A 21,208-nucleotide genomic window follows, 5' to 3' on the forward strand; every position below is an offset into this window, starting at 1 on the left:
AACAGCACGAGTCTCGAGACCCCGCAGGCCGCGTTTTTGGCCGAGGAGGCTCGAGCCGTGCCCGCGGAAAGCGTCCACCGAAAGCGGATCACAATATCAACAACGGACTTTATCAAAGCTTATACTTAATATAAATTATGACAGTTTTTGCATGATAGAGAACGTATGATGTGATTGAGTGATTGGTGAAGGAGGAATCGGCTTGATAAAAGACATGTTTAATCGAAAACGTAAATATGCCACTGTCTCAAAACAAGAAGAACATGGGGACTTACCAGAAGGATTAATGATTAAGTGTCCTTCTTGTCGAAAAATATTTTATAGAAAAGAAATTGAGAAGAATTTACTAACGTGCCCACATTGTGAACATCACCATCAAATGTCAGCACCTGAACGTCTTGACGCTTTACTAGATCAAGGATCGTTTGAAGAATGGGATGCGGATTTAACATCTGAAAATCCATTAGAATTTCCGGATTATTTGGAGAAGATCGAAAAAGACCAACGCAAAACAGGCATTAATGAAGCAGTGGTCACAGGACAAGGTACGATTAACGGAAATCCAACAGCTATTGGTGTAATGGATTCGCGTTTTCGTATGGGGAGTATGGGTTCTGTTGTAGGCGAGAAAATTGCCCGAGCTATTGAAAAGGCCAATGAACTCGGCGTACCTTTCATTTTATTTACTGCTTCAGGCGGTGCACGTATGCAAGAAGGTGTATTAAGTCTCATGCAAATGACAAAAACATCTGTTGCCTTGGAACGTTTTGATCGAAATGGTGGTTTATTCATCTCCTATATGACAAATCCAACGACAGGCGGTGTATCAGCAAGTTTCGCTTCATTAGGTGATTATAATTTTGCAGAACCAGAAGCTTTGATTGGCTTTGCTGGACGCCGAATTATTGAGCAAACGATTCGTGAGAAGTTACCTGATGATTTCCAAACAGCTGAATTTCTATACAAACACGGACAACTTGATCGTGTGGTTCCGAGGTACGAAATGAAAGAAACATTGACTACTATTCTTGAACTCCACCAAGCAGGGGGTGGGCAATCATGAAAAACGTATTACCATTTGAAAAACCAGTCGTAGAACTGCGTGAGAAAATTGCAGAGTTGAAGAGCTTTACGAGTGAAAGTGATGTTGATCTCAGCGGTGAGATTGAAACTTTAGAAAATCGATTAGAGCAATTGGAAAAAGAAGTGTATGGAAACATGACACCGTGGGATCGAGTCCAGATGGCACGCCACGCTGAGCGCCCGACGACTTTAGACTATATTGAATATGTCTTCACTGATTTCCTTGAAATGCATGGAGACCGTTACTTTGGTGATGATGAGGCGATTGTCGGTGGTATTGCCAAATTTAAAGGACAACCCGTTACTGTAATTGGTCACCAACGAGGTAAAGATACAAAAGAAAACTTACGTCGTAATTTTGGTATGCCACATCCTGAAGGGTACCGTAAAGCGTTACGTCTAATGAAACAAGCTGAAAAGTTCAATCGCCCAGTTATTACTTTTATTGATACAAAAGGCGCTTATCCTGGTCGAGCAGCAGAAGAACGTGGACAAAGTGAAGCTATAGCCAAGAATTTGCGTGAAATGGCAGGTCTGACTGTTCCTGTTATTTGTATTGTGATAGGTGAAGGAGGAAGTGGTGGTGCACTAGGAATTAGTGTTGGAGACCGCTTATACATGTTAGAGAATTCCACGTATTCGGTTATTTCACCAGAAGGTGCTGCTGCCTTGCTTTGGAAGGATTCGAATTTAGCACAACAAGCGGCAGAGAAAATGCGGATTACATCTTATGATTTAAAAGAGTTAAATGTCATTGATGATGTCATTGAAGAAATTCAAGGTGGGGCTCATCGTGATTTAGAGACTCAGGCTAAATGGATCACCGATCGACTTGAATCAGATTTAAATGAACTCAACCATTTATCTCATGACGACTTGCTAGATCGTCGATGGGAAAAGTATAATCAAATTGGTGCTGTTGCATCAGTCATTCAATCCTAAAGGGGCTGTTCAAACAGTTCCCTTTTTTATTTCAATTTGCAACAATTATTAAGAAAATTGATGATCATCTCGTCGTATAAATAGCATTTTGCGACAATTTATCTTAAAATATAGAGTACAATGATAGACAAATGAATGAGGTGTTAACGATGAAAGCAGTCGGCGTATTAACTAGCGGTGGCGATGCTCCTGGTATGAATGCAGCTATTCGTTCGGTTGTCAGAAGCTGTGTTTATCATGGAATTAAAGTATATGGCATTTATTATGGTTATCAAGGTCTTATTAATGGTAATATTGAAGAGTTGTCTATTGGTTCAGTTGGTGACATTATTCAAAGAGGTGGTACAGTTTTATATTCTTCTCGTTCAGAAGAATTTAAAACACCAGAAGGTCAAAAGAAAGCCATTGATCAGTTAAATGCTTTCGGTATAGAAGGACTCGTTGTGATTGGTGGTGACGGGTCATTTAAAGGGGGAACTAAATTAACAGAGCAAGGTTTCCCTTGTATTGGTGTTCCAGGTACGATTGACAATGATATTCCTGGAACTGACTTCACAATCGGTTTTGATACAGCGCTGAATACAGTTATAGAGGCAGTGGATAAGATTCGAGATACAGCAACTTCTCATGAACGTGTATATGCGATTGAAGTCATGGGACGTGATGCTGGTGATCTAGCTCTTTGGTCTGGATTAGCAGCTGGAGCGGAAAGTATTCTCGTGCCTGAACGAGATACAAGTATGGAAGCTGTCGTTAATAAAGTGAAACGCGGTCATGACCGTGGAAAACGCCACAGTATTATTATGGTTGCTGAAGGTGTTGGAAGTGCTGTTGATTATGCTAAACAAATTGAAGACCAGTTAGACTTATCAACCCGCGTTACAGTATTAGGACATACACAAAGAGGTGGTTCGCCAACTGCTTATGATCGAGTTTTAGCAAGTCGTTTAGCAGCCTATGCTGTTGATTTGTTAATGGAAGGACAAGCAGGTCGTATGGTAGGGATTGAAAAGAACCAACTCGTCCATGATGATATTATGCATGTGTTAAATCAATCACACGCGATCGACCGTGATTTATATGAACTATCAAATCGACTATCCATTTAACCTTGTTATAAAGAGGAGGACATAACATATGAAAAAAACAAAAATTGTTAGTACAATCGGCCCCGCTTCCGAATCAGTTGAGACGTTAAAAAAGCTCATGAATACTGGAATGAATGTTGCGCGTCTTAACTTTTCTCACGGTGACCATGATGAACATCGTGCCCGTATCGAAAATATTCGCCAAGCAGCGCAAGAAAGTGATTCAACCATTGGCGTACTATTAGATACCAAAGGTCCTGAGATTCGAACAGGAACATTTAAAGAAGACGAAGTGGAGCTCGTAGAGGGATCGACAGTCTATGTCACGATGGATGAAGTTGACGGAACTGCTGAGCGTTTTTCAGTCAGTTATCCAGGACTAATTGATGATGTAGAACCAGGTGGAAAGATCTTATTAGATGATGGTTTGATTGGTTTAGAAATTGTTTCTGTCAATCATAATGACCGTGAAATTGAAACGAAGGTTATGAATACAGGGATCATTAAAGATAAAAAGGGCGTAAACGTACCTAATGTAAGCGTCAACCTTCCTGGTATTACAGATAAAGATGCGAATGACATTATCTTTGGAATCGAACAAGGGATTGATTTCATTGCGGCGTCATTCGTCCGCCGTTCGTCAGATGTGTTAGAAATCCGAGAACTATTAGAAGACCATAATGCCGAACATATTAAAATCATTCCAAAAATCGAAAACCGTGAAGGTGTCGATAACATTGAACAGATCATTAATGTGAGTGACGGCATAATGGTGGCACGTGGTGATTTAGGTGTTGAAATTCCTGCTGAAGAAGTACCGCTTGTTCAGAAAAACTTAATTGAACAATGTAATGTAGCTGGAAAGCCAGTTATTACTGCGACGCAGATGCTGGATTCTATGCAACGAAATCCACGTCCGACACGAGCAGAAGCAAGTGATGTTGCGAACGCTATTTTTGATGGAACCGATGCGATTATGCTATCAGGTGAAACAGCTGCAGGTGATTATCCAGTAGAAGCAGTTGAAACAATGAACAATATTGCCATTTATTCCGAAAAATCATTCGATAAAATCGCTACGGTGGGTAACAACAATGAACGGTTAGACACGACTATTACAGATGCTATTAGTCACTCAGTAGCAAACCTAGCTGCAGATTTAAAAGTTGAAGCAATTGTAACGCCAACCGAAAGTGGAAATACGGCTCGCAATGTTTCGAAATATCGTCCAAAGGCTAATATCGTTGCCGTGACTTCGAAAGAACATGTCAGTCGTCAACTAAGTCTTGTATGGGGGGTTCACGCTATTCATGGACAGCCTGTTAAATCAACAGATGAAATGTTAGCTTTAGCTGTTGAGCAAGGTCTAGAATCTAATCTGTTTAGTCAAGGTGACCGTATTGTGATTACAGCTGGCGTACCTGTCGGTGAAAGTGGCACAACTAACTTAATCAAAGTACATGTTGTTGGCAATGTCGTTGTTAAAGGTCAAGGTATTGGTAAATTAGGAGCTGTGGGCAAAGCTGTCATCGCTAATTCAAGCGAAGAACTAGCACAGAGTTTTGAAGATGGCGATATCATTGTGACGCGAGGAACTGACAAAGATATGATGCCTTATGTTGAACGTGCTAAGGCTGTTATAGCTGAAGAAGGTGGCCTAACAAGTCATGCTGCTGTCGTAGGACTAAACGTCAACATCCCAGTGGTTGTGGGAGCTGATAACGCAACAGATATCATTCGTGATGGAGAAGAAATTACGGTTGATCCGACTAATGGCCATGTTTATCAAGGACGCACAACGGTCTTATAAGAAATCAAGAGCAACTAGCTTGCTTGAAAGGAGCATCATGTGATGTTTCGTATATTATTTATTTTAATAGTCGTTGTTTCAGCAATTGAAATTGCTTTATTCGTATGGCTAAGTAATTTATTAAACGTTTGGTTTGTATTATTTGGTATTATTCTGACTGGCGTTTTAGGAGCTTGGTTAGCCAAATATCAAGGAACTGAAACGTTAATGAGAGCAAGAAGAGAGATGTCAACAGGAAGAGCTCCTACTGAAGAGATTTTTGATGGTATTGCAATCTTAGTCGGGGCAGTTGTGCTATTTACACCAGGTTTCTTAACCGATGTATTCGGTTTTATTTTGCTGATTCCAGTGACAAGACGTCCGTTTAAACGTTGGGGACAAGCTTTAGTCCTTGCAATGATCAAGAAAGGGACAGTAACAGTTATTAGACGGTGATTTTGGGAGGTGCGGGTTAGTCCTGCCCTCTTTTTTTGCTATAAGTGTATTCTGACTGGAACAAAATGTGTTAAATTTGTATTTTAATTTTCGAATGGTAGAAAGTATTATGTATTAATTCTTTAATGTAAAGGCGGTATATAACGTGTTTTCGTCTTCAACAGTTTTTCTATTAATTTTGTTAGCATTAGGATTTATTGCTAAGAACCAGCCAATCTTAATCGCTGTATACATCTTACTTGGCGTTAAACTTTTTAATCTTGAAGATCGTTTATTACCTTTTATCGAATCAAAAGGAATCTTCATTGGGGTAGTGGTGATTACAGTAGCAGTCCTTGTCCCAATCGCGACGGGAGAAATAGGTTTCTCTGATTTATATCAGAGCATTAAGTCATACTATGCATGGATCGCGATTGCTGCTGGTGCTTTTGTTGCTTATGTGGCACGAGATGGTTTAGATTTAATGGCAAATGAACCCCATCTGACTGCAGCTTTAGTCTTAGGGACAATCTTAGGTGTTGTCTTTTTACAAGGAGTAGCAGTAGGGCCTTTAATTGGCGCAGGTATTGCTTATCTTGTCATGCAAGGTGTCGATGGTGTATTGAAACTGATTTCATAATGGCAATTGTGTTTAAAGATGCACAGGAAGGGTATAGATAATAAGAGTTATGCAGTCTTGTTAATTATTATGAAATTTATATAGTAAATAGTTTCACTTCGAAACAATTTTGTTTATAATGGTGATTGGGATGTATCATAGCTTTGTAAATTGAGGTGTATACATACACGCCATTTGTTTCATTATTCTTTAAAGAAGGAGAGATTCTATGTCTGGCACTAAAGGTCTTGAAGGAATCGTCGCAACAGAGTCAAAGATTAGTTCAATCATCGACGATAAACTGACATATGTTGGTTATGATATCGATGATTTAACCGAAAATTGTAGTTTTGAAGAAGTAGTTTATTTATTATGGAATCTTAAATTACCAAATCAAGAGGAATTAGCTTCCTTTAAAGCAGATCTTGCAAAAGAAATGGAAGTTCCTCAAGGCATTATCGATCATTTGAAATCTTATGATTTATCAACTGTTCATCCAATGGCGGCTGTTCGTACAGCTGTATCGATGCTCGGTTTATATGACAATGAAGCAGATGAAATGACGGAAGAAGCAAACCGTCGTAAAGCACTTCGTTTACAAGCTAAAATCTCAACAATCGTTACGGCTTTTGCTCGTATTCGTAAAGGTCAAGAACCAGTAGCACCTAAGAAAGACTTAAACTTTGCTGCGAACTTCTTGTACATGTTAAATGGCAAAGAACCAGAAGATATTGAAGAAGAAGCGTTCAACAAAGCACTTGTCCTGCATGCTGACCATGAGTTAAATGCTTCAACATTCACTTCTCGTGTTTGTGTTGCAACCTTATCAGATGTCTATTCAGGTGTTACAGCAGCTATTGGCGCGTTAAAAGGACCGCTTCATGGTGGCGCAAACGAACGTGTTATGCAAATGTTAAGTGAGATTGGTACTGTAGATAATGCCATTCCTCATATTAAAGAGAAATTTGCAAACAAAGAAAAAGTTATGGGAATGGGACACCGTGTCTATGAAAATGGTGACCCACGCGCGAAACACTTACGTGATATGTCTTACCAATTAACAAACATTACTGGTGAAACGAAATGGTACGACATGTCGGTTAAAATTGAAGAGTTTATTAAAGAAGAAAAAGGTTTACCAGCGAACGTTGACTTTTATTCCGCTTCGGTGTACCACAGTTTAGGTATTGATCACGATTTATTCACACCGATTTTTGCGGTTAGTCGTATCTCAGGGTGGTTAGCTCATATTCTTGAACAATATTCTGATAACCGACTCATTCGTCCACGTGCTGACTACGTTGGACCTGATAAGCAGAAATTCGTTCCATTAAGCGAACGATCATAAAACATTTAAAAGCCGGGAAACCGGCTTTTGTGATGTTGGTTCTTCATAAAACAAGTTATTTATAGGAGGTCATGACATTGACACAAGGTGAAAAAATTACAGTAGAAAATGGACAAATGAACGTACCAAATCAAGCGGTTATTCCGTTTATCGAAGGTGACGGAACTGGACCTGACATTTGGGCGGCAGCATCACGCGTGCTAGAAGCAGCTGTTGAGAAAGCTTATAATGGCGAGAAAGGCATTGAGTGGAAAGAAGTTCTTGCTGGACAAAAAGCCAAAGATAACACAGGTGAATGGTTACCAGAAGAAACTCTAGATACGATTCGTGACTATAAAGTGGCTATTAAAGGCCCATTAACAACACCAGTTGGTGGCGGTATTCGTTCATTAAACGTGGCGCTACGTCAAGAATTAGACTTATTTACTTGTCTTCGTCCTGTACGTCATTTCACAGGTGTTCCATCCCCTGTTAAAAAGCCAGAAGATGTTGACATGCAAATCTTCCGTGAGAACACAGAAGATATTTATGCAGGTATTGAATGGGAAGAAGGAACAGACGATGTGAAGAAAGTGGTCGATTTCGTCCGTAATGAAATGGGCGTTGATAAGATCCGTTTCCCTGAAACATCAGGAATTGGTATTAAGCCTGTATCAAAAGAAGGTACTGAGCGTTTAGTACGTTCTGCTATTGATTATGCCTTAAATGAAGGTAAACAAAGTGTGACACTCGTTCATAAAGGTAACATCATGAAGTTCACAGAAGGTTCTTTCAAAGCCTGGGGTTATGATCTTGCTGAGCGTGAATATGGTGACAAAGTATTCACTTGGAGAGAATATGACAAGATCACAGACGAAAAAGGTCGTGACGCTGCCGATCAAGCAGAGAAAGAAGCTGTAGATGCAGGTAAGATTGTGGTTAAAGATGCGATCGCTGATATCTTCTTACAACAAATTCTAACTCGTCCGAAAGAGTTTGATGTTGTTGCGACAATGAACTTAAATGGTGACTATATTTCTGATGCGCTAGCTGCGCAAGTTGGCGGTATTGGTATTGCACCAGGTGCGAATATTAATTACGAATCAGGTCATGCAATTTTTGAAGCAACACATGGTACAGCTCCTAAATATGCTGGTCAAGATAAGGTGAACCCATCTTCTGTTATCCTATCAGGTACATTAATGCTTGATCATTTAGGTTGGCGTGAAGCTAGTGAATTAATTCATAAAGCAATGGATAAAACTATTGGTAGCAAAGTGGTCACTTATGACTTCGCTCGTCTTATGGACGGTGCAACAGAAGTGAAATGCTCTGAATTTGCTGATGAATTAATTAAAAACATGGACTAATTACGTTCACTAAGGAGGAGTTCAATGCCTATTAAACGTCGAAAAGTATCGGTTATTGGAGCAGGATTTACCGGAGCGACAACTGCGCTCATGACAGCTCAAAAAGAATTAGCTGATGTCGTCTTAGTTGATATCCCTGATATGGAAGACCCAACTAAAGGAAAAGCTTTAGATATGTTAGAAGCTAGCCCTGTCCAAGGGTTTGATGCCAATGTAGTGGGAACGTCAAACTATGAAGATACAGCTGGTTCGGATGTTGTTGTTATTACGGCTGGTATTGCACGTAAGCCAGGCATGAGTCGTGATGATTTAGTTGCAACGAATGCGAAAATCATGCAACAAGTTACTGAACAAGTAGTTAAACATTCACCCGATTGTTATATTCTTGTTTTAACTAACCCAGTTGATGCGATGACATATGCTGTTTATAAACAGTCTGGCTTTCCAAAAAATCGTGTGATTGGGCAATCAGGTGTCCTTGATACAGCCCGCTTTAGAACGTTTATCGCGCAAGAATTAAATGTGTCTGTTAAAGATGTGACAGGCTTTGTTTTAGGTGGTCATGGTGATGATATGGTTCCTATGCTACGTTACTCATCGGTAGGTGGAGTACCTGTCGAATCCCTAATTTCTAAAGAACGCCTTGATGAAATTGTTGATCGAACACGTAAAGGTGGAGGAGAAATCGTTGGCTTACTCGGCAATGGTTCAGCTTACTATGCACCTGCAGCATCTATTACTGAAATGGTAGAAGCTGTATTAAAAGATCAACGCCGAATTTTACCTGCAATTGCTTATCTTGAAGGTGAATATGGTTATCAAGATATGTATTTAGGTGTTCCAACCATCCTTGGTGGCGACGGTATTGAACAAGTCATTGAACTTGAATTAACTCAAGATGAACAATCACAATTAGATCAATCGGCTGAATCCGTACGACATGTGATGAATGTTTTAGATGAACAAGAATAGTCAAAAGCTCGGGATAATATTATCCCGAGCTTTTTATATTTTATATCCGTAAAAGTTTAATATTGAATGACAATACTAACAACGTGCATCAATAAAGCTAACTTTTTAAGCCAGCCTACTGTTATAATGTTATATTTTTTTATAAGATAGAGGTAGGTTATTAAGAGAATGGGGATAAGGAGCTGGATTGTTAATGAGTAAAAGCATCTTAATTGTGGATGATGAACTATCGATCACAACTTTAATAGACCATCATTTAAGTGAAGAAGGGTTTAACACAACTGTTGTACATGACGGACAGTCGGCATTAGAACAATTACATCATCATACTTATGAATTAGTTGTTTTAGACTTAATGCTCCCAGAAATGGATGGTGTGGATGTCTGTCAGCAGATGCGTGATCAGCAAAATTACACACCCGTTATCATGTTAACAGCAAAAGGTGAAGAAGAAGATAAAATTGCAGGCTTAAATGTTGGGGCTGATGATTACATGACTAAACCATTCAGTCCTAAAGAGTTAATCGCAAGAATTCATGCCGTGTTAAGACGTTTTGAAACACCTACGACAAATCAAAATGGACCTATACGAATCCATGACTTTTCGATTTATGAAGATTATTATGAAGTATATAAACAAGACGAACTGGTCAATTTTACACAGAAGGAATTTGAACTCTTATTATATTTGGCTAAGCAACCAGGGAAACCGGTAAGTCGAGATGTGTTATTGAAAGATATCTGGGACTTTGAATATATGGGTGATACACGTATGGTTGATGTTCATATCAGCCACCTACGCGAAAAGTTAGAAGATAATCCCAAGAAACCGAGCTTAATTAAAACGGTTCGGGGTGTTGGGTATAAAATTGAGGGATGAATGTGAAAACGATCATCGAAAAAAGAACCATTTTTCTCTATATTATTTTCAGTATCGTTATGATTGTCGTGATTGGTTTATTATTTGATCAAATCGCTCGTTTCTACGTAAATGCTGCATATGAAGATCAGCTGATCAATGAGGGGCAATATATAGCAGAACAGCTCGAAGAAACTTCAACTGATCAAATACAAAGCACAATAGATGAATACAGTGAACAGTTTAATTTAGATTTATTTTATAACAATCAAAATGAAGGTCGTATTTTACATACTTTTAGTAATCGCGACTTAAGCGTGCTTCAAACGGTTCGATCCAATACTGGAAATACAGGAGAATTTGTTTTAATTGAAAATCGCTTATTAACCAACTACTCACTTGGCGAAAATGAGTCATTATCCGTTATGACGGAATCATTACCACTTTCTGCATTGACGAGAACAGTGTGGTGGACTGTGTTATTTGTCTCATTATTTACAATTATTTTGTTATGGCGCTTTGGTGCACGTATTCATGATAGTTATGTGAAACCTGTCATTCGCGCAACAGAAACATCAAAAGAATTAGCAAATGGGAATTATGATGCGCGAGTTGAAGAATTACCGTATGGGGTCGCCTCACAATTAGGACAATTGGTGAACCGTTTAGGACGTCATTTGCAGTATATAACTAATAAATATGAGAACCAAAACAGTCGTCTCAAAACAGTTGTTAATAATATGGAAAGTGGCGTGTTGTTAATTAACGAAAAAGGAATGACACGATTAGTTAACGAGGCGTTTCTAAGTCAATTCACGACGCATGATATTCCAGTGATTGGCGAGGTCTATTATGATGTTATAAACCAAGAAGAGATTAATCAATTAATTCAACGGGCTATTTTTATGGAATCAAGATGGCAGGAGACTATAGAGCTAGCAGATGGTCGTTTTTTTGAAATTTATATAGCTCCTATTAAAAGCCAAGAAGACGAATGGCGTGGCGTTGTTATAGTGACGCATGAAATAACGGAATTAAAACGATTAGAACGAGTTCGTAAAGACTTCGTCGCGAACGTATCACATGAATTAAAAACACCTGTTACATCTATTCATGGTTTCGCGGAAACATTGTTGGACAATTCGCAAATGGACCGGGCCAAGCAGGAACAATTCTTAACGATTATAAAGAAAGAAAGTAACCGATTAAATATACTTGTCCAAGATTTATTGGATTTATCAGTGTTAGAAAAGGATAGCTATACATTAACGATTTCACAGTTTCCTGTTCACGATATAGTTGAAGATGTTCATGCGGTGGTCAAAGAATCCATTCAAAGCAATGAATTAAAATTCAATAGTCATTATGATCGTCAATTAATGGTTAAAGCTGATTATTATCGACTCTATCAGTTGTTGCTCAATTTAATTCATAATTCTATTCAATATACGTCTGAAGGTGGGGCAATTGACCTTCGTTTATTTGAAGAAGAGGAACAGGTTGTAATCGAAGTTGAAGATACGGGGATTGGCATTCCAGAATCTGCACATGATCGTATTTTTGAACGCTTTTACCGTGTTGATAAGGCACGGAGTCGTCATTCTGGCGGTACAGGGTTAGGCTTGTCTATTGTTAAACATATCGTTGAAGTACATGAAGGATCAATCGAAATTGACAGTGAAGAAGATGAAGGAACGACCATCAGAATTAAGATTCCGCAATAAATGGATGAAGTTTGTTATAATTTAAGTACGAATGATTAAACGGAATGTAATAGAAGTAAGAGGTGTTTTCATGGCAAAAGAATTAGTGTTAATCGATGGTAATAGTATTCTGTATCGCTCATTTTTTGCATTACCTTTATTAAGTAATGACCAAGGTGTTCATACGAATGCAGTATTTGGCTTTACAAAGATGTTGCTGAAAGTATTTGAAGATCATGATCCTTCCCATCTATTAGTGGCATTTGATGCGGGGAAGACGACATTTAGACACGAAACGTATCAAGATTATAAAGGTGGACGACAGAAGACGCCACCTGAACTTTCGGAACAATTTCCTATCGTTCGTGAAATTCTTGATGCATTTGGTGTGAAATATTATGAACTGGATCAATATGAAGCAGATGACATCATTGGAACGATCGTCAAGGAAGCTGACCAAGCAGAACAAGAAACCATTGTTTATTCAGGTGATAAAGATTTATTACAGTTGGCATCTAATCATACAACAGTTTCTCTGACGCGTAAGGGAATTAGTGAAATTGAAGCATTCTCACCTGAAACAATTCAGGAGAAGATGGGGATCACAAAAGAACAAATTATCGATTTAAAAGCTTTGATGGGTGACGCATCGGATAACATCCCTGGTGTTCCAGGTGTCGGTGAAAAGACAGCTGTAAAGTTACTACAACAATTTGATACCGTAGAAGAGCTTTATGACCATTTAGATGACGTTTCTGGGAAAAAATTAAAAGAAAAATTAGAAGCTAATAAAGATGAAGCTTTAATGAGTAAACAACTGGTAACGATTAAACAAGATTCACCGATTGAGATTTCGTTAACAGATTTACAGTATGACGGTTATGATACACGTGATGTCATGCAAGTATTTAAAACATATGGTTTTCAATCATTAATCGGTGATGTTGAGGGCGAAAGTGATGAGACATATGAAGCGATTGATTATCATGTGATTGAAGATTTTTCAGCAGTTGATACAGATGGTGAAATGAACGTCCTTTATATGGAAATGTTAGATGATAATTACCACGAAGGTGACATTATTGGATTTGGTCTTGTTAATCAGCATGGCCATTTCTTACTGAAGTCTTCTATTTTGGATGACACTAATTTTCAAGCGTTTTTAGAGGATCCTAAGCAACCTAAAACTGTATTTAATCAAAAAGCATTGCTAGTCGCACTAAATTGGCGTGATATAGAATTGCAAGGTGTGACATTTGATTTACAATTAGCTGCTTATATTGCCAATCCTTCAAGCCATGACGGAGACATTACATCGATTGCTCATCATTATCAAGTGAATGATGTCTCTTATGATGAAGAAATCTACGGTAAAGGAGCTAAGCAACACCTGCCAGACACAGAGACCTACTATGGCCATATCGTTAGAAAAGCAGATGCAGGCTATCGATTACACCAACGTTTAAACGAAGAGTTAGTTCAAAACGAACAAGAAGCCCTTTATTACCAGTTAGAAATGCCTCTATCTAGAATTTTAGGCAATATGGAATATACAGGGGTTAAAATTGATGTTGAACGTCTAAAGGATATGAACGAGAATCTAACAACGCGTTTAGATGAAATAGAAAGTCGGATTCACGAGCTGGCTGGGTCTGAATTTAATATAAACTCGCCGAAACAGTTAGGTAAGGTTTTATTTGAGGACTTAGAATTACCTGTGATTAAAAAGACTAAAACAGGTTACTCAACATCTGCTGATGTCTTAGAGAAACTTCAGCATGAGCATGAAATTGTTGATCAAATTTTACATTACCGTCAATTATCGAAGCTTCAATCAACTTTTATAGAAGGTTTAATTAAAGTTGTTCATGAAGATAATCACAAGATCCATACACGATTTAATCAAGTATTAACTCAGACAGGGCGCTTAAGCTCAGTGGAACCTAACTTGCAAAACATTCCGATTCGATTGGAAGAGGGACGTAAAATTAGACAAGCTTTTATTCCATCACAACAAGACTCTGTACTGTTTGCAGCTGATTACTCCCAAATTGAATTACGAGTGTTAGCTCATATCGCTGGAGATGAGAAATTAATCGAAGCTTTCAATAATGGTAAGGATATTCATACTCAAACAGCTATGGATGTATTTGATGTTAAAGAGGATGACATAGATGACTTAATGCGTCGTCAAGCGAAGGCAGTTAATTTTGGAATTGTTTATGGGATTAGTGATTATGGCTTAAGTCAGAACTTAGGAATTTCACGTAAAGAAGCGGGACAGTTCATCCAGAAGTATTTCGAAAGTTATCCAGGTGTAAAAGAATACATGGATGATATCGTGACCAAAGCGAAACGGGATGGTTATGTTGAAACCATCATGAAGCGTCGACGTTATTTACCAGATATTAATAGTCGTAATTTTAATAAGCGGAGTTTTGCAGAACGTACCGCAATGAATTCACCGATCCAGGGAAGTGCAGCAGATATTATCAAACAAGCAATGATTGACGTTACGAATCAGTTAAATGAATCAGATATTGAAGCTACCATGTTATTACAAGTTCATGATGAGTTAATTTTTGAAGTTAAAAAAGATGATATTGAACAATTACAATCAATCGTGAAAGAAGCGATGGAACAGACGATTGATTTATCTGTGCCATTAACTGTAGATTATGCTTATGGCGAAACATGGTATGATGCGAAGTAGAAAAGGGGAAGAAGCATGCCAGAACTACCTGAAGTAGAAACCATTCGACGAACATTAGAACAATTAGTTGTGGGTAGAACGATTACAGATTTAACAGTTTATTATCCAGGAATTATTAAAGAGCCAGATGATCAAAATCAATTCAAGACCGTTTTAACGGGTCAAAAAATCGAATCAATCGACCGTTTAGGCAAGTTTTTATTATTTCAACTAACGGATGATGCATTAGTCTCACATTTAAGAATGGAAGGTAAATATGGTGTTTATCATAAGAATGATCCGCTAGAACCCCATACCCATATTGCCTTTCATTTGGACGGCGACAAGGAATTACGCTATAAGGATGTTCGTAAGTTTGGCACCATGCATGTGAAGCCCAAAGGAACGGAACTAACGACACCGCCTATTAGTAAATTAGGAGTTGAACCTTTTAGCGAAGCATTTACAGTGGAATATCTATACGACCGATTACAAAAAACCACACGTTTGATAAAACCAACTTTATTAGATCAATCAATTGTGACAGGTCTAGGTAATATTTATGTTGATGAGGTATTGTTTTATAGCCGATTGCATCCAGAACGAGTAGCCCATACTATCACGTATCAAGAATGCGAAGCGTTACATCAAGCTATTGTAACGGTTTTAACACGTGCCATTGAAAAAGGAGGCACATCGATAAGAACTTATTTAAATTCGATTGGAGAAATTGGGCTGTTTCAGTTAGAGTTAGCTGTCTATGACCAGACGGATCAGCCTTGTGTTTCCTGTCATCAACCTATTGTTAAAACAAAAATTGGTGGTCGTGGTACACACTTCTGCCCGAACTGTCAGCCGATGACTGAATAACAGGCGATAAGCTCTTTTCATAAGATATGGTGACGCCCTATTATGAAAGGAGCTTTTTCAGTTGGTTGATTGGATCGTATTGGTGATATTAATAAGCTTCGCTGTTAGTTTTGATAGCTTTTTTTTCGGGTTAACTTATCAATTGCGCCGTATTAAGCTACCAGTTACGAGCATTGTTATGATTGGATTAGTAACAGCGATTAGCTTTCTAATTGGTCACATATTAGGTCAAGGTGTATTTGTTACGATACCGAGTTTATCAGAAGTACTAGGTGGTATCATTTTTGTTGCGATTGGAACATGGGTAATCTGGCAATGGGTAAGAGAACAAAAGGAAAAAGTAGCTAATCATACGCATTCATTTCAATCATTTAATTGGAAGACGATTTGGGAGATTATGAAACAACCGCAAATAGCAGACCGTGACCAATCTGGTGCGATAACAGGGTTAGAAGCTATTATGGTAGCCGTTGCCTTATCATTGGATTCATTCGCAAGTGGAATAGGATCGGCTTTTGTTTCCATTCCAATCATTTTGGCAGCTATCATGATCGGTCTATTTTCAGTCTTGTTTTTGCTTAGCGGGTTAATATGTGGTAGGTGGTTTCAAAAGTTCGACTGGATCCATGCTCTCTCATTTTTACCTGGCCTGATTTTAATTAGCTTAGGATTTTGGAATTTTTTAAGATAGGAGTTTTACGATGAGTTTAGTAGTAGGATTAACTGGTAGTATTGCAACAGGGAAGTCGACAATTTCTAATATGTTTGAAGATTGGCATATCCCCGTTATTGACGCAGACTTAATTTCCAGACAAGTAGTAGAAATCGGGGAGCCAGCCTATCAACAAATCGTTGAAACATTTGGTGAGGATATATTACATGAAGACCGAACATTAAATCGCCAAGCGCTAGGGGCTATTGTGTTTAAAGATGAGGCAGAACGAAAGAAATTAAATCAAATTATTCATCCACAGATAAGGAAAACAATGCTTGAACAACGTGATCAATTGAAAGAAGCGGGCTATGAGTTGATTGTAATGGATATACCACTTCTATTTGAAAGTGAGCTTTTCGATTATGTTGATAAAGTCCTTGTTGTCTATATTGATCCTGAAATTCAATTAAATCGTCTAACTGAACGTGACCAAATTTCAGCTGAACAAGCTCTTGAGAAGATTAATGCTCAAATACCAATCACAGAAAAACGAAAACGAGCCGACGCGATCATCAATAACGGAGGCAATGTCGAAGAAAGTAAACAACAGTTAATTAACGTATTAGACCAATGGGGCATTTCAATTCATTAATAGTATGACTATGTTAAGGTTAAATTTTGACTTAATAATTACACGTTCTAAACTTATAGTTGTTGAATTGAGAGAAGCGAAGGTGGCGACTCCTGGTCGACTAAGTTCGGTCACGTCCTGCGCCTGCGAGTACTCGGCGCAGAATAGTCGAAGAAGCTTATGAAATTAGCTTTTGTGACCAACGTCGACATTAGGCCGTCCGGGCCGTCACGGGAATAGCACGTGTCTCGAGACCCCCAGAGGCCCACAGGGTGTGGGTCACTTCGGCGTTTGTGATTGACGTCCGGCACTTAGCCGAAGTTCCTTTAGTTGCCGAGGGATGCACCTGCGTCTTCTCGTAACGCTTCGAAGTAGGCTTCCTCGGTGCAAGTTGCAAGGTAGCTTATTCGATGATGTAGCCTGGCTCGAGCCGTGCCCGTGGAAAGCGTCCACCGAAAGCGGATCGCAATTCAACAACTTACTTTAACAAAATGAATGACAGAAAAATTTTTCGTGAATTTTAAAATATTCTCTCACAACATAGTCATGAATGTGTTATACTTTTGTTGTTAAAACGTTATACAGTATATCATGATATGCTTGGCGAGGAGGACTTTAAATGAGTGCAACAAAAGTAGCAATTAATGGATTTGGACGAATTGGACGAATGGTATTTCGTCGCGCAATGAAAGATGAACACTTAGATGTCGTAGCAATTAATGCAAGTTATCCAGTTGAGACACTTGCTCATTTGATTAAATATGATTCGGTGCACGGTCAATATGACGGTACTGTAGAAGCTAAAGATGAACAACTAGTTGTTGATGGTGATGTTATTCAGACAGTGGGACATCGTGATCCTGCACAACTTCCTTGGGATTCTTTAGATATTGATATAGTAATTGAGGCAACAGGGAAATTTAATTCTACTGATAAAGCACAGCCTCATATTGATGCGGGTGCTAAAAAAGTGGTTTTAACAGCCCCTGGGAAACCAGCAGATCATACGATTGTTATGGGCGTTAACGAATCCGATTACAATCCAGATGAACATCATATTATTTCAAACGCTTCTTGTACAACGAACTGTTTAGCGCCAGTTGCGAAAGTTTTACATGAAAACTTCGGAATTGAAAGCGGTTTAATGACAACGGTGCATGCGTTCACAAATGATCAACAAAATTTAGATAATCCACATAAGGATTTAAGAAGAGCACGTGGATGTACGCAATCAATTATCCCGACTTCAACAGGAGCTGCCAAAGCAATTAATGACGTTTTACCTGACTTGAAAGGTAAATTACATGGGATGGCATTACGCGTACCGACGCCGAATGTCTCATTAGTTGATTTAGTCGTTGATCTTGAGAAGGATGTTACTGAAGAACAAGTCAATGAAGCATTTGTGGAGGCAATGAACGGTGAATTAGCGGATTATTTAGCCATTAATCAGGATCCGCTCGTTTCAGTTGATTATACGACGTCACCTTATTCATCAATTATAGATGGCCTATCGACTATGGTAATGGATGACCGCAAAGTTAAAGTGCTTGCTTGGTATGATAACGAATGGGGTTATTCATGTCGTGTTGTTGATCTAGTTCGATATGTCGGTGACAAATTATACGTACACCAATAATAGCTCGTTACGATCTCAGAGAAATCTGGGATCGTTTTTTTATTGTAATGGAAGTATTTCTTCATACGGTTGTTTTCTTGATTATGATAAACTAGTGTTAGGAAATAATGAGAAGGTGACTAGATATGAGTCGAGCCATGTTATTGTTTACAAGTTTATTCGTGCTAATAGGTGCAGTAGTTTACTTTATGACAAATGAAGAGATTGAATATGTTTCTGGAGATGTTTTATTAGAAGACGTTGATTTTGATTCGTTAGAAAACGTGCGTATAGAACGTCACAATATCGATACTGATTATCGAACTGAAACAGCTGAGATTGAAAATGAAGAATTGACGAAGACATTATTTCAATCGATTAATGAGTCAACTCTCCAACCGCTTAAAGGGGATATCTACGGTCTGAGTTATGTTCTTAATTTTGAAGTTAATCATCGACAGATGTCGATACGTTTCTCAGAGAATTATATTGCGTCCACCTCAAATCAACAGGCTTATCAATTCAAAGAAAACCATGCATTGATTGATACGCTTGAATCATTTGATTTAACATGGGAGTCACCGCAAGATACACAGAATTAGATGATGATTTTATGAATGATTTAAGATTTTGTTATACTTAATATAATAGATTTTAATAAAGGTATGAGGTGCAAATCATGAGATGCCCAAATTGTGATGCGAAAACGACAAGAGTTCTTGATTCTCGTCCGATCGATGAAGGGAAATCGATTCGTAGACGGCGTGAATGTGATGGTTGTCAGTATCGTTTTACGACATTTGAACGTGTAGAAGAAATTCCACTCATTGTGGTTAAAAAAGAAGGTACGCGTGAAGAATTTAATCGCGAGAAATTAAAGCGAGGCTTAATTAAGGCGTGTGAAAAGCGTCCTGTTTCACTTGAACAAATAGAACAAGTGGCCTTTGAAGTTGAGAAAGATTTGCGAGATGCTGGTCATTCTGAAATTATGAGCCACGATATCGGTGAACTTATTATGGACCGACTCGCCTTAGTAGACGAGGTGGCATATGTTCGGTTTGCGTCTGTTTATCGACAATTTAAAGATATTAACGTTTTCATGAATGAATTAAATGATATGATCAAGAAAACGAAGAATGAATCATAAAACAGAGGGGAGTGAAGAATGTGAACCAACGAATGAAACATCTCTTGCCGAATGACCAGTGTATCATTATGAAACGCACAGCTTTTTTTGAAGATGCCAACACGGTTTTAACATTGTTGTATCAGCCGTTGATTGGGATGAAAAGTGTTGCATTATATCAGGCACTTTGGCGTGAACATGGCGCACGTTCTTCACAAACCGCATTTTCACATCACCATTTGATGGGTATATTAAATATGTCATTAGATGAAATTTATGAAGCTAGGCAAAAACTCGAAGGAATTGGTTTGCTGAAAACTTTTAAGCAAGATGAGACTTATCGCACTTATTATTATGTATTGCGTAAGCCTTTATCGTCTTATCAGTTTTTTGATAATCCAACCCTTACAATCCTGCTCGAACATCATATAGGGAAGGAAGCTCATCAGGCATTAAAGCAACAGCTTGCCCCTTCCCAGCAATTAGATCAAGCAATTGATGAGGTCACAGCTCATTTTGATGATGTCTTTACCACAGTGAAACATCTGCGACAGCCTGCAAAGAAAACAACTGAAGAGTCTATCGTGATGACTTCCGATCTTCCATTAGAATGGTTATATAAAATGTTGACCCAGCAACAAATCGAACCTAAACAGATCTTAACGAAATCGAATCTGAATTACATGGAAAGAGTAAGTAAAATTTACGATGTTGACTATTTAGAGCTAGAAAAAGCTTTGTTATGGGCCATCAATGAAGAAATGGCATTTGATCGACAAGAATTTCTAGATATGTGCAAAGACATTTATTACAATAAACACGGTTCGGTTCCGCCAAGATTGTATGCCAAACAAGATGTTGAAACAGATCATAATGAAGCGCAACAAGATACAGATCAACAGTCTGAACAACCATCTGACGCTGAATCAAAGCAAGCTAAACTGATCCAGCATTTTAATACGATTACGCATCGTGAGTTATTAGAAGATCATGCTTCTTCTGGTCTGGCTTCGATGAAAGAAGTTGACATGCTAACAAGTGTGATGGAAGAACACGGCTTAAATCAACCTGTTATGAATGTCCTTGTTCATTATGTTTTGAATAAGAATGGTAATAAATTAAATCGTAATTATATTGAAACGATTGCGGCTCACTGGAGTCGTGAAGGCATCGAAACAGCTCAACAAGCGATTGAACTTGCGAAACAAGAACACAAATTATATCAAACATGGCAACAGAAGAAACAACGCCAAGGGTCCAAGCAGTCTAATTCGAAGAAATCGAGTGAAGTTATTCCGAAATGGTTCAAAGAACAAAAGCAAAAGAAACAATCTGAGGATCAATCTAATGATCAACAAGAAGCTGAAACTCAAGATGAAGATTTAGCTGCGTTTTTCAAAAGCTTTTCCCAGCCGAAACAATAAGTTGA

General features: G+C 38.4%; 19 protein-coding genes. All 19 read left to right on the top strand.

Translation table 11 applies throughout. From position 1 onward, the window contains the following. Positions 1-202 precede the first annotated feature (202 nt). Positions 203-1,063: an acetyl-CoA carboxylase, carboxyltransferase subunit beta gene (accD, locus tag FHR85_RS02185; protein ID WP_167260618.1), complete on the top strand. Its 861-nt coding sequence runs from the start codon at positions 203-205 to the stop codon at positions 1,061-1,063. Further along, positions 1,060-2,025 carry an acetyl-CoA carboxylase carboxyl transferase subunit alpha gene (gene accA / locus FHR85_RS02190; protein WP_167260620.1) on the top strand — a complete coding sequence of 322 codons (966 nt, stop codon included), beginning with the start codon at positions 1,060-1,062 and terminating at the stop codon, positions 2,023-2,025. The genes accD and accA overlap by 4 nt, the downstream gene beginning before the upstream one ends. Positions 2,026-2,174: 149 nt before the next feature. Next, positions 2,175-3,134 (top strand): 6-phosphofructokinase, encoded by a 960-nt coding sequence (gene pfkA, locus FHR85_RS02195; protein WP_167260622.1) that lies wholly within the window; start codon positions 2,175-2,177, stop codon positions 3,132-3,134. Positions 3,135-3,162: 28 nt separating this feature from the next. Beyond that, on the top strand, positions 3,163-4,923 hold the full coding sequence (pyk, locus tag FHR85_RS02200) for a pyruvate kinase (protein ID WP_167260624.1): 1,761 nt from the start codon (positions 3,163-3,165) through the stop codon (positions 4,921-4,923). Positions 4,924-4,965: 42 nt separating this feature from the next. Beyond that, positions 4,966-5,358 carry an FxsA family protein gene (locus FHR85_RS02205; RefSeq protein WP_167260626.1) on the top strand — a complete coding sequence of 131 codons (393 nt, stop codon included), beginning with the start codon at positions 4,966-4,968 and terminating at the stop codon, positions 5,356-5,358. Between the two features lie 145 nt (positions 5,359-5,503). Continuing rightward, positions 5,504-5,977 carry a DUF441 family protein gene (locus FHR85_RS02210; protein WP_167260628.1) on the top strand — a complete coding sequence of 158 codons (474 nt, stop codon included), beginning with the start codon at positions 5,504-5,506 and terminating at the stop codon, positions 5,975-5,977. 208 nt (positions 5,978-6,185) lie between these two features. After that, a complete protein-coding gene (citZ, locus tag FHR85_RS02215) occupies positions 6,186-7,304 on the top strand; it encodes a citrate synthase (RefSeq protein ID WP_167260630.1) in 1,119 nt (372 codons plus the stop codon). A 77-nt stretch (positions 7,305-7,381) separates the two neighbouring features. Further along, positions 7,382-8,653 carry an NADP-dependent isocitrate dehydrogenase gene (icd, locus tag FHR85_RS02220; protein ID WP_167260632.1) on the top strand — a complete coding sequence of 424 codons (1,272 nt, stop codon included), beginning with the start codon at positions 7,382-7,384 and terminating at the stop codon, positions 8,651-8,653. A gap of 24 nt (positions 8,654-8,677) precedes the next feature. Further along, positions 8,678-9,625, top strand: coding sequence for a malate dehydrogenase (mdh, locus tag FHR85_RS02225; RefSeq protein ID WP_167260634.1), 948 nt, complete (start codon positions 8,678-8,680; stop codon positions 9,623-9,625). 193 nt (positions 9,626-9,818) lie between these two features. Continuing rightward, positions 9,819-10,505 (top strand): response regulator transcription factor, encoded by a 687-nt coding sequence (locus FHR85_RS02230; RefSeq protein WP_167260636.1) that lies wholly within the window; start codon positions 9,819-9,821, stop codon positions 10,503-10,505. A 2-nt stretch (positions 10,506-10,507) separates the two neighbouring features. After that, positions 10,508-12,208 (top strand): two-component system histidine kinase PnpS, encoded by a 1,701-nt coding sequence (pnpS, locus tag FHR85_RS14325; RefSeq protein ID WP_167260638.1) that lies wholly within the window; start codon positions 10,508-10,510, stop codon positions 12,206-12,208. A 70-nt stretch (positions 12,209-12,278) separates the two neighbouring features. Further along, entirely contained in the window at positions 12,279-14,900 is a 2,622-nt protein-coding gene (polA, locus tag FHR85_RS02240) for a DNA polymerase I (protein WP_167260640.1), read from the top strand. Between the two features lie 15 nt (positions 14,901-14,915). Continuing rightward, a complete protein-coding gene (gene mutM, locus FHR85_RS02245; protein ID WP_167260642.1) occupies positions 14,916-15,749 on the top strand; it encodes a DNA-formamidopyrimidine glycosylase in 834 nt (277 codons plus the stop codon). Positions 15,750-15,810: 61 nt separating this feature from the next. After that, on the top strand, positions 15,811-16,440 hold the full coding sequence (gene ytaF / locus FHR85_RS02250) for a sporulation membrane protein YtaF (RefSeq protein ID WP_167260644.1): 630 nt from the start codon (positions 15,811-15,813) through the stop codon (positions 16,438-16,440). Positions 16,441-16,450: 10 nt separating this feature from the next. Beyond that, positions 16,451-17,056: a dephospho-CoA kinase gene (coaE, locus tag FHR85_RS02255; RefSeq protein ID WP_167260646.1), complete on the top strand. Its 606-nt coding sequence runs from the start codon at positions 16,451-16,453 to the stop codon at positions 17,054-17,056. A 598-nt stretch (positions 17,057-17,654) separates the two neighbouring features. Beyond that, positions 17,655-18,674, top strand: coding sequence for a glyceraldehyde-3-phosphate dehydrogenase (locus FHR85_RS02260; protein WP_167260648.1), 1,020 nt, complete (start codon positions 17,655-17,657; stop codon positions 18,672-18,674). Positions 18,675-18,799: 125 nt separating this feature from the next. Further along, positions 18,800-19,255, top strand: coding sequence for a hypothetical protein (locus FHR85_RS02265; RefSeq protein WP_167260650.1), 456 nt, complete (start codon positions 18,800-18,802; stop codon positions 19,253-19,255). A gap of 77 nt (positions 19,256-19,332) precedes the next feature. Beyond that, the gene (gene nrdR / locus FHR85_RS02270; protein ID WP_167260652.1) at positions 19,333-19,800 is read left to right on the top strand and encodes a transcriptional regulator NrdR; all 468 of its coding nucleotides are present in this window, start codon (positions 19,333-19,335) and stop codon (positions 19,798-19,800) included. Between the two features lie 20 nt (positions 19,801-19,820). Continuing rightward, positions 19,821-21,203, top strand: coding sequence for a DnaD domain protein (locus FHR85_RS14540; RefSeq protein WP_167260654.1), 1,383 nt, complete (start codon positions 19,821-19,823; stop codon positions 21,201-21,203). Positions 21,204-21,208 lie beyond the last annotated feature (5 nt).

It is taken from the genome of Alkalibacillus almallahensis (assembly GCF_011761495.1).
Lineage (GTDB): Bacteria > Bacillota > Bacilli > Bacillales > Alkalibacillaceae > Alkalibacillus > Alkalibacillus almallahensis.

What these genes read in the sequence shown, in the direction of transcription:
- FHR85_RS02260 (WP_167260648.1), top strand. Translation starts at nt 17,655, where the DNA reads ATGAGTGCAACAAAAGTAGCAATTAATGGATTTGGACGAATTGGACGA.
- nrdR (WP_167260652.1), top strand. Translation starts at nt 19,333, where the DNA reads ATGAGATGCCCAAATTGTGATGCGAAAACGACAAGAGTTCTTGATTCT.
- polA (WP_167260640.1), top strand. Translation starts at nt 12,279, where the DNA reads ATGGCAAAAGAATTAGTGTTAATCGATGGTAATAGTATTCTGTATCGC.
- mdh (WP_167260634.1), top strand. Translation starts at nt 8,678, where the DNA reads ATGCCTATTAAACGTCGAAAAGTATCGGTTATTGGAGCAGGATTTACC.
- accA (WP_167260620.1), top strand. Translation starts at nt 1,060, where the DNA reads ATGAAAAACGTATTACCATTTGAAAAACCAGTCGTAGAACTGCGTGAG.
- FHR85_RS02230 (WP_167260636.1), top strand. Translation starts at nt 9,819, where the DNA reads ATGAGTAAAAGCATCTTAATTGTGGATGATGAACTATCGATCACAACT.
- FHR85_RS02265 (WP_167260650.1), top strand. Translation starts at nt 18,800, where the DNA reads ATGAGTCGAGCCATGTTATTGTTTACAAGTTTATTCGTGCTAATAGGT.
- mutM (WP_167260642.1), top strand. Translation starts at nt 14,916, where the DNA reads ATGCCAGAACTACCTGAAGTAGAAACCATTCGACGAACATTAGAACAA.
- citZ (WP_167260630.1), top strand. Translation starts at nt 6,186, where the DNA reads ATGTCTGGCACTAAAGGTCTTGAAGGAATCGTCGCAACAGAGTCAAAG.
- coaE (WP_167260646.1), top strand. Translation starts at nt 16,451, where the DNA reads ATGAGTTTAGTAGTAGGATTAACTGGTAGTATTGCAACAGGGAAGTCG.
- pfkA (WP_167260622.1), top strand. Translation starts at nt 2,175, where the DNA reads ATGAAAGCAGTCGGCGTATTAACTAGCGGTGGCGATGCTCCTGGTATG.
- FHR85_RS02205 (WP_167260626.1), top strand. Translation starts at nt 4,966, where the DNA reads ATGTTTCGTATATTATTTATTTTAATAGTCGTTGTTTCAGCAATTGAA.
- pyk (WP_167260624.1), top strand. Translation starts at nt 3,163, where the DNA reads ATGAAAAAAACAAAAATTGTTAGTACAATCGGCCCCGCTTCCGAATCA.